Origin of the sequence: Stenotrophomonas sp. GD04145, from assembly GCF_029835135.1 — a bacterium.
Taxonomy (GTDB): Bacteria; Pseudomonadota; Gammaproteobacteria; order Xanthomonadales; family Xanthomonadaceae; genus Stenotrophomonas; species Stenotrophomonas maltophilia_P.
Genome location: NZ_JAODZG010000011.1, coordinates 70,795 through 84,379 on the forward strand (window position 1 = coordinate 70,795; position 13,585 = coordinate 84,379).

15 protein-coding genes are annotated in these 13,585 nt (G+C 68.4%); 3 read left to right on the forward strand and 12 right to left on the reverse strand.

Going from position 1 to position 13,585, the window contains the following annotated elements:
* Nucleotides 1–8: 8 nt before the first annotated feature.
* From N7367_RS08465 to N7367_RS08475, 3 genes are all read right to left on the reverse strand, one after another.
* Complete coding sequence (locus tag N7367_RS08465; RefSeq protein ID WP_180876918.1) at nt 9–1,166, reverse strand: ABC transporter permease; 1,158 nt, start codon at nt 1,164–1,166, stop codon at nt 9–11.
* A 14-nt stretch (nt 1,167–1,180) separates the two neighbouring features.
* Nucleotides 1,181–1,870, reverse strand: coding sequence for an ABC transporter ATP-binding protein (locus N7367_RS08470; RefSeq protein ID WP_053516547.1), 690 nt, complete (start codon nt 1,868–1,870; stop codon nt 1,181–1,183).
* Between the two features lie 118 nt (nt 1,871–1,988).
* Complete coding sequence (locus N7367_RS08475; RefSeq protein ID WP_279942190.1) at nt 1,989–3,236, reverse strand: efflux RND transporter periplasmic adaptor subunit; 1,248 nt, start codon at nt 3,234–3,236, stop codon at nt 1,989–1,991.
* 203 nt (nt 3,237–3,439) lie between these two features.
* Between N7367_RS08475 and N7367_RS08480 the strand changes: the two genes are divergently transcribed.
* Genes N7367_RS08480 through N7367_RS08490 form a run of 3 tightly spaced genes read left to right on the forward strand, consistent with a single transcriptional unit; the run spans nt 3,440 to nt 5,441 of the window.
* A complete protein-coding gene (locus N7367_RS08480; protein WP_065174212.1) occupies nt 3,440–3,622 on the forward strand; it encodes a hypothetical protein in 183 nt (60 codons plus the stop codon).
* Nucleotides 3,619–4,842 carry a sensor histidine kinase gene (locus N7367_RS08485; RefSeq protein WP_279942191.1) on the forward strand — a complete coding sequence of 408 codons (1,224 nt, stop codon included), beginning with the start codon at nt 3,619–3,621 and terminating at the stop codon, nt 4,840–4,842. The genes N7367_RS08480 and N7367_RS08485 overlap by 4 nt, the downstream gene beginning before the upstream one ends.
* Complete coding sequence (locus tag N7367_RS08490) at nt 4,839–5,441, forward strand: response regulator transcription factor (RefSeq protein ID WP_279942192.1); 603 nt, start codon at nt 4,839–4,841, stop codon at nt 5,439–5,441. The genes N7367_RS08485 and N7367_RS08490 overlap by 4 nt, the downstream gene beginning before the upstream one ends.
* A 91-nt stretch (nt 5,442–5,532) precedes the next feature.
* Here the strand turns inward: N7367_RS08490 and N7367_RS08495 are convergent, their stop codons facing one another.
* The 9 genes from N7367_RS08495 to N7367_RS08535 all read right to left on the reverse strand — a co-directional run bounded on the left by N7367_RS08495 (nt 5,533) and on the right by N7367_RS08535 (nt 13,425).
* On the reverse strand, nt 5,533–6,069 hold the full coding sequence (locus tag N7367_RS08495) for a cytochrome b (protein ID WP_065182014.1): 537 nt from the start codon (nt 6,067–6,069) through the stop codon (nt 5,533–5,535).
* Nucleotides 6,066–7,169, reverse strand: coding sequence for a catalase family peroxidase (locus N7367_RS08500; RefSeq protein WP_279942193.1), 1,104 nt, complete (start codon nt 7,167–7,169; stop codon nt 6,066–6,068). The genes N7367_RS08495 and N7367_RS08500 overlap by 4 nt, the downstream gene beginning before the upstream one ends.
* A 140-nt stretch (nt 7,170–7,309) precedes the next feature.
* Nucleotides 7,310–8,677, reverse strand: coding sequence for a leucyl aminopeptidase family protein (locus N7367_RS08505; protein WP_053516540.1), 1,368 nt, complete (start codon nt 8,675–8,677; stop codon nt 7,310–7,312).
* A gap of 3 nt (nt 8,678–8,680) precedes the next feature.
* On the reverse strand, nt 8,681–9,400 hold the full coding sequence (locus N7367_RS08510) for an HAD-IA family hydrolase (RefSeq protein ID WP_197600106.1): 720 nt from the start codon (nt 9,398–9,400) through the stop codon (nt 8,681–8,683).
* 31 nt (nt 9,401–9,431) lie between these two features.
* The gene (locus N7367_RS08515; RefSeq protein WP_053516537.1) at nt 9,432–10,541 is read right to left on the reverse strand and encodes an AI-2E family transporter; all 1,110 of its coding nucleotides are present in this window, start codon (nt 10,539–10,541) and stop codon (nt 9,432–9,434) included.
* A 67-nt stretch (nt 10,542–10,608) separates the two neighbouring features.
* Entirely contained in the window at nt 10,609–11,046 is a 438-nt protein-coding gene (locus tag N7367_RS08520; RefSeq protein WP_053516536.1) for a hypothetical protein, read from the reverse strand.
* Entirely contained in the window at nt 11,043–11,513 is a 471-nt protein-coding gene (locus tag N7367_RS08525; protein ID WP_074902176.1) for a phage holin family protein, read from the reverse strand. The genes N7367_RS08520 and N7367_RS08525 overlap by 4 nt, the downstream gene beginning before the upstream one ends.
* A 9-nt stretch (nt 11,514–11,522) precedes the next feature.
* Complete coding sequence (locus N7367_RS08530; RefSeq protein WP_053516533.1) at nt 11,523–11,888, reverse strand: hypothetical protein; 366 nt, start codon at nt 11,886–11,888, stop codon at nt 11,523–11,525.
* 103 nt (nt 11,889–11,991) lie between these two features.
* Nucleotides 11,992–13,425: a Do family serine endopeptidase gene (locus N7367_RS08535; RefSeq protein WP_065174218.1), complete on the reverse strand. Its 1,434-nt coding sequence runs from the start codon at nt 13,423–13,425 to the stop codon at nt 11,992–11,994.
* Nucleotides 13,426–13,585: the final 160 nt, after the last annotated feature.

Below are 13,585 nucleotides of genomic sequence, written 5' to 3' on the forward strand. Positions count from 1 at the left end.
TGTCCTCCTCAGCGGCCGGCCAGTGCGTCGACGATCTTCAGGCGCTTGGCGCGCAGCGCCGGCAGCAGGCCGACGACCGCGCCGATCACCACGATCAGGCCCAATCCCATCAGCCAGGTCGGGGTGGGGATGTGCGGCGGCAGCAGGCCCATGCTCTTCGGGCCGATGGCGGGCAGGATCAGTGCCGCCAGGCCCATGCCGATCAGGCCACCGAGACCGATCAGCAGCACCGATTCGATCATCACCAGTATCAGCACCGTGCTGTCCTTGAAGCCCAGCGTCTTCAGCGTGGCCAGCTCCGGCACGCGCTCGCGTACGGCCTGCGCCATGGTGTTGCCGGTCAGCAGCAGCAGGGTGAAGAACACCGCGCCCATGATCGAGGTGACGATCATGCCGATGTCGGCAAACTGCTTGACGAAGGCCTGCTGGAACGCCGATTCGGTCTGGGTCTTGGTTTCGTGGTCGGAGTTGGCGGAAATCGCATCGATGGCCTGTGCCACCCGCGAAGAATGGTCGGGGTTGTCGAGCGTCACCGTGTACCAGCTGACCTGGTTCTTGATGTAGTCGTTGGACTCATCGAAGTATTTCCAGTTCATCATCAGCTGGCGCTCTTCGTTGGAGGCCTGCGCCGGATCCCTGGAACGGAAGATGCCCTTCAGTTCCAGCGGCCAGTCGTTGCTGCCGCCGCGCGGGAAGATCGTCGCCTGCAGCGGGATGGTATCGCCGACTTTCCAGCCGAACTGCTTGGCCAAGGTCTCGCCGACGATCGCACCGGTGCGGGTGTTCTTCCAGTCTTCCAGCTGCGCCGGGTCGATCTGCAGTTCGCGGTAGACGTCGAAGTAGTTGGGCGATACCGAGAAGTTCGGGAAGAAGTTCTTCGGATCCTGGTAGATGCCGCCGAACCACATGCCATAGGCCACGTCGCGCACGCCCGCCACCTGGCGGATCTGCGTTTCCAGGCGGATCGGCAGCGACTGGGTGATCGACAGGCGCGAGGCCACCACCAGGCGGTTGGCCCCTTCCACGCTGCCACCGGAGGTGAATGCCACGCGCACCGAGTCGAGCATGCCGAACAGCAGGAACGCGGCCACCACCGACAGCAGGGTCAGCAGGGTCCGGGTGCGGCTGCGGAACAGCTGCGCCCAGACCAGAGAGAAGTATTTCATCGCTGTGGCCTCCGTCAGTGGGCCAGCGGCGCGTCGGCCAGCTCGCCCTTGTCCAGGTGCACCGTGTGCGTGGCGTACTCGGCGGCCTTCGGGTCATGGGTGACCATGATGATGGTCTTGCCGTGTTCGCGGTTGAGCTGCTGCAGCAGACCCAGGATCTCCTCGGCGGACTGGCGGTCGAGATCGCCGGTGGGTTCGTCGCAGATCAGGAAGGTCGGATCGGAGACGATCGCACGGGCGATCGCCACGCGCTGCTGCTGACCGCCGGACAGCTCGTTGGGGCGATGGTTGCGGCGGTCGGCCAGGCCGACCAGGGTCAGCGCGATCTCGGCGTTGCGGCGGCGCTGCGCGGCATTGAGATGGGTCAGCAGCAGCGGCAGTTCCACGTTCTTCTGCGCGGTCAGCATCGGCATCAGGTTGTAGAACTGGAACACGAAGCCAACGTGGTGGCTGCGCCAGGTCGACAGCTGGCCACCGCTCATCTGGTCGATGCGCTCGCCTTCGATGCTGATCTCGCCGCCGCTGGGATTGTCCAGGCCACCGATCAGATTGAGCAGGGTGGTCTTGCCTGAACCGGACGGCCCCATCAACGCGACGAAGTCGCCGCGGGCGATGTCCAGGTCGATGCCGTGCAGCACCTGCACCTTCTCGGGGCCACGCTGGTAGGTCTTGGTGATGTTGCGCAGTGAAACCAGGGTCGACATGGGTGGTTCTCCACGTAGGCGGGAAACGGTGACGCACCCCGGCTGCCGGCCGGGCATGCGTGAAACGGTGTCGTTGTCGAACGGTGCCGCTGGCGGCGCCCCGGAAGGCGCCGTGCCGCTACTGCGTTTGCTTCTGCTGGACCCGGGTGCCATCGCGCAGGGTGTCCGGCGGGTTGACCACCACCAGCTCGCCCGCATTCACGCCCTTGAGCAGCTGGCGATCCTTGCCCATGGCCTGGCCAGCCTGGACCGTGCGCTGCTGCACGCGGTTCTCGTCGCCGAGCACGAAGGCCACCGATGCACCCTCGCGCTCGACCACCGCGCCTGCCGGTACACGCACGCCCTGCGGCTTGGCTTCAGCCTGCGGCGCCGCCTGTTCCAGGAAACTGACCCGCACCCCCATCTCCGGCACGATGCGTGGGTCCTTCAGCTTCAGGGCCACACGCACCTTCACCGTCGCCTTGCCACGGTCGGCGGTGGGGATGATGGCAATCACCTCGGCCGGAATCTTCCATTCCGGATAGGCATTGAGGATGGCTTCCACCGGCATCTTCGGTTGCACGCGGCCGATGAAGGCTTCGCCGACCTCGACCTCGATCTCCAGCGAATCCATGTCGACGATGGTGCCGATGCCTGTGCGGGTGAAGCCGCCACCGGCCGACAGCGGCGAGACGATCTCGCCCGGCTGTGCCGCCTTGGCCGTGACCACGCCGGAGAACGGCGCACGCACGATGTTGTTGTCCACCCCAAGGTCGGCGATCGCCAGCTGGTCGTTGGCCACCTTCACGTTGCGCTGTGCGGTTTCCAGCTGCGCGCGCAGGCTGTCGCGCTGGGCCACGGCCTGGTCGTACTGCGAACGCGAGACCAGTTGCTGCCCGACCAGCGCCTGCAGCCGGCTGGCCTCTGCAGCCGCCTGCCTCTGCTGTGCCTCCAGTCCGGCCACCTGGCTGCGTGCGGCCCGCAGCTGCGAGGCATACAGACTGCGCTGCGCGTCGGCATCGATCGGGTCAAGGGTGGCCATGATCTGCCCCGCCTCCACGCGCATGCCTTCCTCGATCATCACCTCGCGCACCTTGCCGGTGATCTTGGCCGACACCGTAGCCATGCGCCGGGCGACCACATAACCACTGGCATCAAGAACCGAGCTGCTGGCGCTGCCCTGCTGGATGGCGACCGCCGGTGCGGTTTCCACCTGCACGGCCGGTGTGCGGCCGAACAGCGCGAAGGCGCCTGCGGCCAGCAGCAGCACCACCGCGATCACGGCGATCCACAGCCAGCGGCGCCCGCCGCCACCACCACCAGAGGCAGGCGGCGGTGACTTGCGTTCGATACGGAGTTCCTTCAACAGCTCGGCAGAAGCGTTCATTCGTTCCATCACAGGCGTTCGGGCGGGTGTGACCGGAAGGGCGGACAGCGGCGGTTCCGGCAGTGGAGCGTGCGGCACAGCATGACGGCAGGCACGGGGATGACGGCAGTGACAGCTGTCATCCGATGATCTTGACGGTGGCAACTGCGAAACGTGACCAAGGGGGGCGCAGGATGGCAACGTCCCCGCTACCGGTACCGCCCATGGCTCCGATCGCCCCGTCGCTGGCTGGCCTGCAGCAGGTGCAGGTGCGTCGTAACGGCGCCGGCAAGAGTACCGCGATCAGCGGGCTGTTGCGCCTGCGCAGGCCCGGTGGGCGGCTCACGCTGCCGGCAGGGCCGTGCTGGCGCGCCCGCGCCTGCGCAGGATCGGCTGAACTGGCATGATCGGCAGCGATCGTTCCCGCCTGGACCCCCCTGTGTCATCGAGCTGGCTGGCCTCCCTGCTGCGCCCTGCGCCGGACTCGGCGGTTGCCGACACGCTGCGGCGCGGCAAGTCGCCCTGGAGCGAGGCGATCCATCTGCTGTGGTCGGTGTGGATCGTCCTGACCCCGCTGCTGGGCCATGGGTTCACCCTGCGCTGGCTGCTGCTGACCCTGGCCAGCTACCCGCTGTTCCTGCTGCTGTACGCCAAGGTGCTGGTGTCGCCCCGCCACCACGCAACCCGTTATGCGCTGGGTCTGATTGCAATGGCCCTGGTCCTGCTGCCCTGGTATCCGTCCGGGCTGACCTACTTCGTGTTCGGCTGCGTACTGATGCGGGTCAGCGGGCGTGGCGGCTGGTGGCGGTACCTGCTGCAGTTGACCGGTCTGAACATCGTGTTCTGCGTGGTCGCGCTCGCGTTCGAGTATCCCTGGCAGAGCCTGGTGTGGATTCCGGCGGTGTCGTACATCGTCGGCCTGGTCGTCAATGTCGAGGCGCTCAACCAGGAGAAGGAGGCGGCCCTGCAGCTGTCGCAGGAGGAAGTACGTCGCCTGGCGGCGACCGCCGAGCGTGAGCGGATCGGTCGCGACCTGCACGACCTGCTGGGCCACACGCTGTCGCTGATCACCCTGAAACTGGAGCTGGCGCGCAAGCTGCATGATCGTCACGACGCGCGCGCGCGGCAGGAGATTGGCGAGGCCGAGGCCATCGCCCGCGAAGCGCTGGCGCAGGTGCGCAGTGCGGTCACCGGCATCCGGGCCAGCGACCTGGCCGGGGAGCTGGCCTCGGCGCGGCTGCTGCTGGAGTGCCAGCAGGTGCATCTGCAGTACGCGCCGCCGCCGCCGATGCCGGTGGAGGTGGAGCGTGGCCTGGCGCTGATCCTGCGGGAGGCCGCGACGAATATTGCCCGCCATGCACAGGCGACACAGGCGCGGGTGGACTTCATGAAGGAAGGAAAAGTACTGGTGATGCAGATCCGCGATGATGGCCGGGGTGGCATGCAGGCCGAAGGCAATGGACTGAGCGGCATGCGTGAGCGCGCCGCGGCGCTGGGCGGGTATCTGACCGTGCAGTCTCCGCGCGGCGAGGGCACGGTGCTGAGCGTGCGCGTGCCGCTGTCGGCGGCCACTGTCCCGTTGCCGCCCGCTGCACCCGCGCCGATAGCGCAGGACGGCGCGGCATGATCCGCATCCTGCTGGCGGAAGACCAGGCCATGGTGCGCGGCGCACTGTCCGCATTGCTCAGCCTGGAGGCGGACATCGAGGTGCTGGGCAGCGCCGCCGATGGCGAGACCGCCTGGCGCATGCTGCAGCAGCTGAAGCCGGACATCCTGGTGACCGATATCGAGATGCCCGGTCTGTCAGGGCTGGAACTGGCCCAGCGCATCGCACGCCACGAACTGCCCATCAAGGTGGTGATCGTGACCACCTTCGCGCGCGCCGGCTTCCTGCGCCGCGCGCTGGACGCAGGCGTGCTCGGCTATCTGCTCAAGGACGCGCCAGCGGAGAATCTGGCCGATGCACTGCGCAAGGTGAAGCAGGGCGTGCGTGCGATCGACCCACAGCTGGCACTCGATGCCTGGTCACAGGCGGACCCGCTGACCGACCGCGAGCGGCGCGTGCTGCGCCTGGCGGGCGAAGGACGGACTGCCAGCGAGATCGCCGAGCAGCTGGGACTGTCGCACGGCACGGTGCGCAACTACCTGTCCGAGTGCATCGGCAAGCTGGGCGTGGCCAACCGGATCGAGGCGTACCGGCTGGCACGGCAGAAGGGATGGCTGTAGCGGAGGCGCCCCGCACCCGTGGAGCCGAGCCATGCCCGGCGGCTCCCGAGGGGTTCCCTGGCCCACGAGCGATCGACAGGCCGCAGTCGCGTCAGTCCTTCCCGCGCGCCATCGCCTGGAACACGCCATCGCGGCGGACCCACAGGTGGAAGAGGGCGGCACCGACATGCATCAGCACCGTGGCGAACAGCACGTAGGCCAGCAGGCTGTGTGCGCTGCGCAGCGCTGCATACAGTGCCGGTGTGTGCGGCACGATCGGTGGCAGGTGCAGTCCGCCCCCCAGCACGATGGGGTAGCCCCCGGCGGACAGCATTGCCCAGCCCACCAGCGGCATTGCCAGCATCAACGCGTACAGCATCCAGTGCGATGCCTTTGCCGCCATCACCTGCCACACCGGAAGATCGGCCGGCAGCGGCGGCGGCCGATGGCGCAGGCGGTTGTACAGGCGCAGCAGCACCAGCACGCCGATCGCGATGCCCAGCGGGCGGTGCAGGTCGAGCAGCATCGGCCGCAGGTGCAGCGAGGCGACCATGGTCACGCCGATGAACAGCATGGCGATGATCATCACCGCCATCGACCAGTGCAGTACCCGCGCCAACAGGTTGAAGTGGCCATTGCCGGTGCTCATCGTGCAGCCTCCTTCGGTTGCGCTGCCGCTCCGGCCGCGCGCTCGCGCTCGCGCCGGTTGAACGACTGCGAATAGACCGCCGACCGCGCGGCCAGGATCGGATCATCACTGCCGCGGATACCGCTGGGCAGGATCAGCGGGTCGAAGTTCAGCTCGCCGCAGGCGCCCTGTTCCTGCGACTGCATGCGCTCCAGGCTCAGCACGCCTGCCACCACCGTTTCCCGCGCGTCCGGCCAGGGTACCGACGGGTCATCGATGGCGTCCCCCGGTTCGGCGATGCTGACCACCAGGTCCCATTGCACCGGGCCGGCCGCCAGCCGGCGCTGCAGGTCCTGGCTGAGGAAATCGACATCGGCGCGCTTGCGGGCGTCGGCATCAAGCTCGGCGACCGGCGTGCGGGGCTGCCATTGCCAGCGCACGGCGCGTCGCTGGCCCTGCGCATTGGTGAACCAGAAGCTGTTGACGCTGTTGAAGCGGGTATTGGCCCAGCTGTCGGTCCACGGCGCGGTCCGTGCCCATTGCTGGAACGCCTGCGCGCTGGGGTACTTGGCCAGCACCGCCGCCATCTTCTGCGGGTCGGGCTTGCCGGTCGCCGGATCGGGGACCTGCGCCTGCGTCTGTTCGAAGAAGGCCTCCGCCGTCGGCACCGCGAAGAACGGGAAACTGTTCATCGCCATCCGCCATTCCTGGCCATCGTCGCTGACCAGCTGCAGGGCGATGCTGCGCACCCGGGCGCTGCCATCGGCCCCATGGGGATCGCCACCACCGATCGACAGGCGGCCCAGCACCGGTACCCGGGCCTGCGAGAACACGCGCGCGCTGGACAGCGTCGGCGCCTGCGCACTGGGTGCGAACCAGCCACTCACGCACACGCCCTTGCTGTGCGCACGGCGGAACCCGGGATGGGCCGGGCCGGTGGCCTCGATGGTGTCGGTGAAGCGTTGCGCGGTGAGGCGGTGGCCGACCCAGCCGGCCAGCCAGGCAAAGCCCAGCGTGATCCCGCCAAGAATCAGGGCGATCAGCGCGATCCAGGGCAGCGGCGAATGCCTGCGCGGTGCGCGCGGCCCCTGGCCGGCGCGGGTGTAGCGGAAGAGCGACATGGTCGGAGTCCTGCCTTCACGGAATGTGTGGGTGGTCGACCGACACATCCTCGCAGAACCCGACCGTGGCCGGAATTCAATTTTTCGTCACAACTCGTGGAGCGGACCCCTGTCCGGCTCCACCCGCGCATCGGCTGCGCTCAGGCGTAGCGTGCCTTCAGCATCGCCCAGGCCGAGCGCAGGGCCAGTGCTTCGCCGCCGGCCGGGCGGCCCGGCCGTTCGCCATCGTTCCAGGCGTACACATCCAGGTGCGCCCAGCGCTGGCCATCCTCAAGGAAGCGCTCCAGGTACAGCGCGGCGGTAACCGAGCCCGCCATGCGCGAACCGGCATTGGCCAGGTCGGCGATGCCGCTGCTCAGGTAACGCAGGTAGGGACGCCACAGCGGCATGCGCCAGACCGGGTCGCGCGTTTCATCTCCGGCCTGCAGCCACTGCTGGGCGACGGTGTCATCGTTGCTGAAAAGTGCCGGCAGGTCCGGGCCCAGCGCGATGCGCGCAGCGCCGGTCAGGGTCGCGAAGTCCAGAACCAGGTCCGGCTTCTGCTCAGCGGCGAAGGTCAACGCGTCGCACAGGATCACACGGCCTTCGGCGTCGGTGTTGTCGATCTCCACGCTCAGGCCCTTGCGGGTGGCGATGACTTCGCCCGGACGGAACGCATCCGGGCCGATCGCGTTCTCCACCGCCGGCACCAGCAAGGTCAGGCGCACCGGCAGCTGCTGGGCCATCACCAGTCCTGCCAGGGCCAGCGCGTGCGCGGCGCCGCCCATGTCCTTCTTCATGTTGCGCATGCCATCGGCCGGCTTGATGTCCAGCCCACCGGTATCGAAGCACACGCCCTTGCCGACCAGCACCAGCGCCGGATCCGTCGCCTTGCCCCAGCGCAGCACGACCAGGCGCGGCGCGCGATGCGATGCGCGGCCGACGGCATGGATGGCCGGGAAATTCTGCGCCAGCAGCGCATCACCGGTGATCGCTTCGACCTCGGCGCCGTGCGCCGCTGCCAGCGTGCGTGCGGCCTCTTCCAGCTGCTGCGGACCCATGTCTTCGGTGGGCGTGTTGACCCAGTCGCGCACGCGCAGGCTGGCGGCGATCAGATCCGCCACTTCCCCGGTCGGTGCGGCAACCAGCTGCGCCGGGTGCCGGTTGCGCTTGCGGTAGCGGTCGAAGCGATAGCTGCCCAGGCCCCAGCCCAGCTGCAGCAGTGCCTGCTCGCTGGCCGGCAGCTCACTGGCGAGCTGCCACACGCTGCCTTCGGGCAGGGCGTGCGGCGCGTGCGCATAGCTGTAGGCATCGCCGCGATCGCCCACGCCCATCACCGCACCGGCCAGACCCTCGCTGCCGGGCAGCAGGGCGATGCTGTGCGAGCCGGCGGTGAAGCCCTGCGAGGCCAGCCAGGCCTGCGTGGCGGCCGGCTGTCCGGCGTTCCAGCGGGCGAACTGCTCGCGATCCAGCACGTACAGCGGCAGTGCGGCAGAAGTGTCGGCGGTGAAGCCCGTGATCTCGCTCATGCGTCAATTGCTCCGGGATGCGGTAGCGCCGAGGTTGGCGTCCAACCAGTCGGCCAGGCCGGTGAGGGTGTCGAACTGCAGGTCGGGCTGCAGCTGCGGATGGGTCCAGGTGGCGGCGTCGCGGTTGATCCAGCAGCCGCGCAGGCCGGCGGCGATGGCGCCGGCCACGTCCATCTCGATGTGGTCACCGACATGCAGCACCTGCGCCGGGGCCACGCCCAGCCGGGCACACGCGGCATGGAAAATGCTCGCCTCCGGCTTCGCCGCGCCATGTTCGCGCGCACCCAGCTGGAAGGCGAAATGATGGGCCAGCCCGATCCGCTGCAGGTCCGCATTGCCATTGCTCAGCGCGGCCACCGGTACCCGCGCGGCGATACGCGCCAGGGCATCGAGGGCATCGGGATAGCACTCCACCTGGTTGCGCGCGGCATAGAACGCTTCGTAGGCCGGCTCCAGCAGGTCCAGGCTGGCGCCGCTGTTCTGCAGCGCCTCACGCAGCGTCAGCCGGCGCAGCGCGCTCAGGTCATGATGCAGATGCGGGTTGTCGCGGAACGAGCGCTCGCGCAGTTCGCGCATCGCCGCCAGCGGATACATCGCGGCGGTGGCCGGGCTGTGTTCACGCATCCAGTCGTGCAGCACCTGGTCGATGCGGGCGCCGATCGGTGCGAACGGCCACAGCGTGTCGTCGAGGTCGAGGGTGATGGCAAGGACGGGGAAATTCACCCGGTCATTCTACGCCTGCCCGCGCGCGCTTTCATTCCAGCAGGCGCGCCCAGCCCTGCATGCCGTCCAGCCGGGCCAGCACCAGCTTGATGCAGACCAGCAGCGGCACCGCCAGCAGCAGCCCGATCATGCCCCAGGCCCAGCCGAACACCATCAGTGCCAGGATCAGGACCAGCGGCGAGAGCTTCATGCGCCGGCCCAGCACGATCGGGGTCACCAGCTGGCCCTCCAGGGTATGCAGGCCCAGATATGCCGCAGCGGGCAGCAGTGCCTGCAGCGGGTCGCGGAATTCGACGAAGCCCATCAGCAGCATCAGCGCCACTCCGATCAACGGGCCCACATAGGGCGCGAAGTTCAGCAGTGCCGCCACCGTCCCCCACAGCAGCGCTTCCTGCAGGCCGATCCCCAGCAGCATCAGCACACCGGCGAAGACCAGGCCGACCAGCGTGTTGATCACGCTGATGGTCAGCACATAGCGCGACACCTCGCGCTCGATCGAGCGCAGGATGTCGCTGGTGAAGCGCTGTTGCTGGCGGTTCGGGAACAATGCGATCGCCGCGCGCTGCAGGCTTTGCCCATAGATCATGAAGAACAGCGTCAGCAGGACCACGGCCAGTACCGAGGCGGCCAGCCGGGGGGCGCGGGTCAGCATGCGATAGGGATCGTCCAGCTGGGTGCGGATCACCTGCACCTTGCGATTGCTGTCGCCGCCGGCAACGCGGGCGAAGTTCTCGGCCGCCAGATTGGCCTGCTGCACCGGCTTGGTCAGATCCTGTACCTGCCGGGCGACCTTGCGCAGCTGTTGTGGCGCTTCCTGCGCCCATTCCATCGCCGGGCCGATCAGCTGCACGGCCAGCGAGCTGGTCACGCCCAGGCCGGCACCGAGAACCAGCAGCGCTCCCAGCGCCCGCGGAATCCACAGCTTCTGCAGCAGGCGCAGGATCGGGTTGCCGACCAGCGCGAAGAACATCGCCAGCAGTACCGGCAGGATGATGTCCTGTGCGGCCCACAGCGTGTAGGCCACCGCCAGCGTTGCCAGCACCACCAGCGACATCGGCCCGCGCGGGCGGGTGGGCGGCGGAAGGGCGGCAGCAGACGGTGCGGGTTCGGCCGGTGACGGGGACAGGAGGGACTCGCTCATCGACGTACCGACCGGGAAGGGGAGCCTATTATCCGTCCGCCGCGGTCAACGCGGCGGATGCTGTTCGTCAACGTTCGGACAGTTCGGTGGCCGCTTCGGCAGGCCGCGGTTCGCGCGCCTCAGGCTCGGCAGGTGGCGCGGAAGCGGGTGCCGCGGCAGCGGGAGCGACCGGGTCGGCGGCGGCTTCGGCAGTGTCGGCCGCATCGTCTGCGGTGTCGGCGGCGTAGGCTGCCACGGCGGCAGCCAGTGCTGCCTGGCCGCTGGCCACCAGGCTGGAGACCGAGCCGATCATCTGCAGCCAGCGCGCACCGTTCACTTTGCCCGGCACTTCCAGCTTGCCGGCCACGAAGCCACCGGCCAGGCCGACCACCACGATGCGCAGGGGAGACCAGCCCCGGCGCCAGACCTCGCTGAGCACGGTCCAGTTGTCCTGGGTTTCACCCATGCGCACGGCCACCACCTGTTCGCAACGCTTCACCCGCCGCTGCAATGCGCCGAACTTCATGGCTTGCCCTCCGGAATCTGTACGCCGGCATCGGGATCGTCTTCGCTGGGCTCGTCGAACAGGCCAAGGCGCGACAGCTGGCGCCGGGTAGCGTGCATGCCGGTGTGGTGGAAGAAGTAGGACACCCGCCAGATCGCATAGCCGGTCACCGCCAGGCTGAGCAGCGAGGTGATCAGAAGCGCCTGCAGCCAGCTCAGGCCCCAGCTCTGCAGCAGGGCGATGAGGGTGGCGGCCATCAGCAGCCAGGCCGAGGCCCCGAACACGATCGCCACGCCCGCCCAGGCCAGGGCCCGGCCGAACGCACTGCGGGCGAGTGCGAAATCCGACGAGGCCAGGCGACGCAGCGAGCGCAGCGTGTGCTTGGCCGAGTCGGCGGCGGCGCGACCGGCCGCGCCGACCTGGCGGATGCTCTCGTCCAGCGGCGGGGTGGCCGCCGGATCGGGGCGTTGCGTGTTGTCTTCGCTCACGCCGTGGACTTACTTGTCGCTGCTGCCGCGAGCCAGCTTGGCGATGATCCAGCCAGTGGCGAAGGCAACGCCGAACGATGCCAAGGGACGCTCACGGATCAGTTCAGCGGCGCTGTCGATCAGATCCTTGCCCTTGTCCATCAGTGCATCGACCTGTTCCTTGGCGGCAGCGCCGCCGAATTCAGCCGCAGCCAGGCCGGACAGCGCCGTGTCGGACAGCTCGGCCTTGACGTTGGCCTTGCCGATGCGCAGTTCGTCGGTCGCAGCGCCGGTCGCGCCCTTGATCGCACCGCCGGCAGCACTGGCGGCCTGCTTGAGGTGGGAACCGGCTTCACCCAGGTGTTCCTTCAGGTTCTCGGTATTGGTGGGGCTCATCGAATCACTCCTGTTGCGATGGGGGAACGGACGATCGGCTTCAGCCGACAGGGACGTACAGCAATAGCACTGGCCGGGTATAGGGGGTGTTACGGCGGAGCGATCAGCGCATCACCAATTGGCCCTGCTGCTGGCCGTTGTTGCGCAGGATGCGCAGCACCAGGGTCGGTGGCCGCTGCTGGAAATTGGCGCGCCAGCTGGCCAGGTCGGCGAATTCACCCACCGTGGCATCGGTGATGATGTCGCCCTGCTGGAGCCCGTTGCCGGCTGCGCGGCTGCCGCGCTTGACCTCGCTGACCAGCACCCCGCGTACACCGGACTGGCGCAGCGATTCGGGCAGGTCGACGAAGGTCGCGCCGCCCAGGCGCGGGTCCAGGCTGTCGCCGCTGGCGGCGCGCGCCTGCTCCTTCAGCGTCGCCCGGATCTGCAGCGGCTTGCCTTCGCGGCGCACGTCCAGCGCCAGTACGCTGCCTACCGCTGCCAGGCCCTCCACGTTGTGCAGGGCTTCGGCGCTGTCCACGCGCTGCCCGTTGGCGGCAACCACCACGTCGCCCGGCTTCAGCCCGGCCGCCGCACCGGCCGAACCGGCCAGTACCCGGGTGATCAGCGCGCCGCGGGTTTCGCCCAGGCCCAGGCCCTGGGCGATCTGCGCGCTCAGGTTCTGGCTTTCCACGCCCAGGGTGCCGCGCACCACCACGCCATGCTTGACCAGCTGGTCGACCACGCTGCGCGCCAGGTTGGTGGGAATGGCCAGGCCCAGGCCGATGTTGCCGGCCATGCTGCCCTGCGGGTTGAAGCTGGCGGTGTTGATGCCGACCAGCTGGCCCTGCAGATCGACCAGCGCACCTCCGGAGTTGCCCGGGTTGATCGAGGCGTCGGTCTGGATGAAGTTCTGGTAGCCCAGCCCACGGATGCCACTGCGGCCGACCGCCGAGACGATGCCCGAGGTCACCGTCTGGCTGAAGCCGAACGGATTGCCGATCGCCACCACGAAGTCGCCGACCCGCAGCTGGTCGCTGTTGCCGAGCTTGATCTCGGTGAGGTTCTGCGCCGGGATGCGGATCAGGGCGATGTCGGTGTCGCGGTCCGAACCGAGGAATTCCGCCTTGACCGTGCGCCCGTCAGCGAGCGTCACCTGCACGTCATCGGCGTTCTCGATGACGTGGTGGTTGGTCAGCACCAGGCCTTCCTTCGCGTCGATGATGACGCCCGAACCCAGCGATTCGTTGATCCGTTCCTGCGGGATGTCCGGGAACAGGCGGCGGAAGAACGGGTCGTTGAAGAAGGGGTTGCGTACCCGTACCACCTGCTTGGTGTTGACGCTGACCACGGCGGGCATGGTCTTTTCCAGCATCGGTGCCAGCGAAGGCACCGGCTGGCCGGCGACCGAAGCCGGCAATGCGGCGGTGGCCGGAAGGGCCGCCGGCAAGGGCGCGGCGTCGGCGCGGTTGTCCAGGTGGGCGTTGATGCCGGTGGCGACGAATCCACCGAAGGCGGCGGCGATTGCGAGCGTGAGAAGGGTAGGTAGCGGTCGCATGGGAGTCGGTTCGCAGGCGTGGGATGGGGGCCGTTGGCCCATACGGTAAAACAAGCTGAATGAATCTGCTGCGGCGTGGATAAATGCGCGATGAAAGAGATCCTCGTCGATGCGGCGCCCGACGACGGCTGACCCGCCTGCGGTGCGGTCGGCCATCGGC

Bases quoted from the DNA above. Each gene is read 5' to 3' on its own strand.
- N7367_RS08520 (WP_053516536.1), bottom strand. From the start codon at position 11,046: ATGAAGTTCGGCGCATTGCAGCGGCGGGTGAAGCGTTGCGAACAGGTG.
- N7367_RS08495 (WP_065182014.1), bottom strand. From the start codon at position 6,069: ATGAGCACCGGCAATGGCCACTTCAACCTGTTGGCGCGGGTACTGCAC.
- N7367_RS08515 (WP_053516537.1), bottom strand. From the start codon at position 10,541: ATGAGCGAGTCCCTCCTGTCCCCGTCACCGGCCGAACCCGCACCGTCT.
- N7367_RS08490 (WP_279942192.1), top strand. From the start codon at position 4,839: ATGATCCGCATCCTGCTGGCGGAAGACCAGGCCATGGTGCGCGGCGCA.
- N7367_RS08475 (WP_279942190.1), bottom strand. From the start codon at position 3,236: ATGAACGCTTCTGCCGAGCTGTTGAAGGAACTCCGTATCGAACGCAAG.
- N7367_RS08500 (WP_279942193.1), bottom strand. From the start codon at position 7,169: ATGTCGCTCTTCCGCTACACCCGCGCCGGCCAGGGGCCGCGCGCACCG.
- N7367_RS08465 (WP_180876918.1), bottom strand. From the start codon at position 1,166: ATGAAATACTTCTCTCTGGTCTGGGCGCAGCTGTTCCGCAGCCGCACC.
- N7367_RS08470 (WP_053516547.1), bottom strand. From the start codon at position 1,870: ATGTCGACCCTGGTTTCACTGCGCAACATCACCAAGACCTACCAGCGT.
- N7367_RS08530 (WP_053516533.1), bottom strand. From the start codon at position 11,888: ATGAGCCCCACCAATACCGAGAACCTGAAGGAACACCTGGGTGAAGCC.
- N7367_RS08535 (WP_065174218.1), bottom strand. From the start codon at position 13,425: ATGCGACCGCTACCTACCCTTCTCACGCTCGCAATCGCCGCCGCCTTC.
- N7367_RS08485 (WP_279942191.1), top strand. From the start codon at position 3,619: ATGATCGGCAGCGATCGTTCCCGCCTGGACCCCCCTGTGTCATCGAGC.
- N7367_RS08480 (WP_065174212.1), top strand. From the start codon at position 3,440: ATGGCTCCGATCGCCCCGTCGCTGGCTGGCCTGCAGCAGGTGCAGGTG.
- N7367_RS08505 (WP_053516540.1), bottom strand. From the start codon at position 8,677: ATGAGCGAGATCACGGGCTTCACCGCCGACACTTCTGCCGCACTGCCG.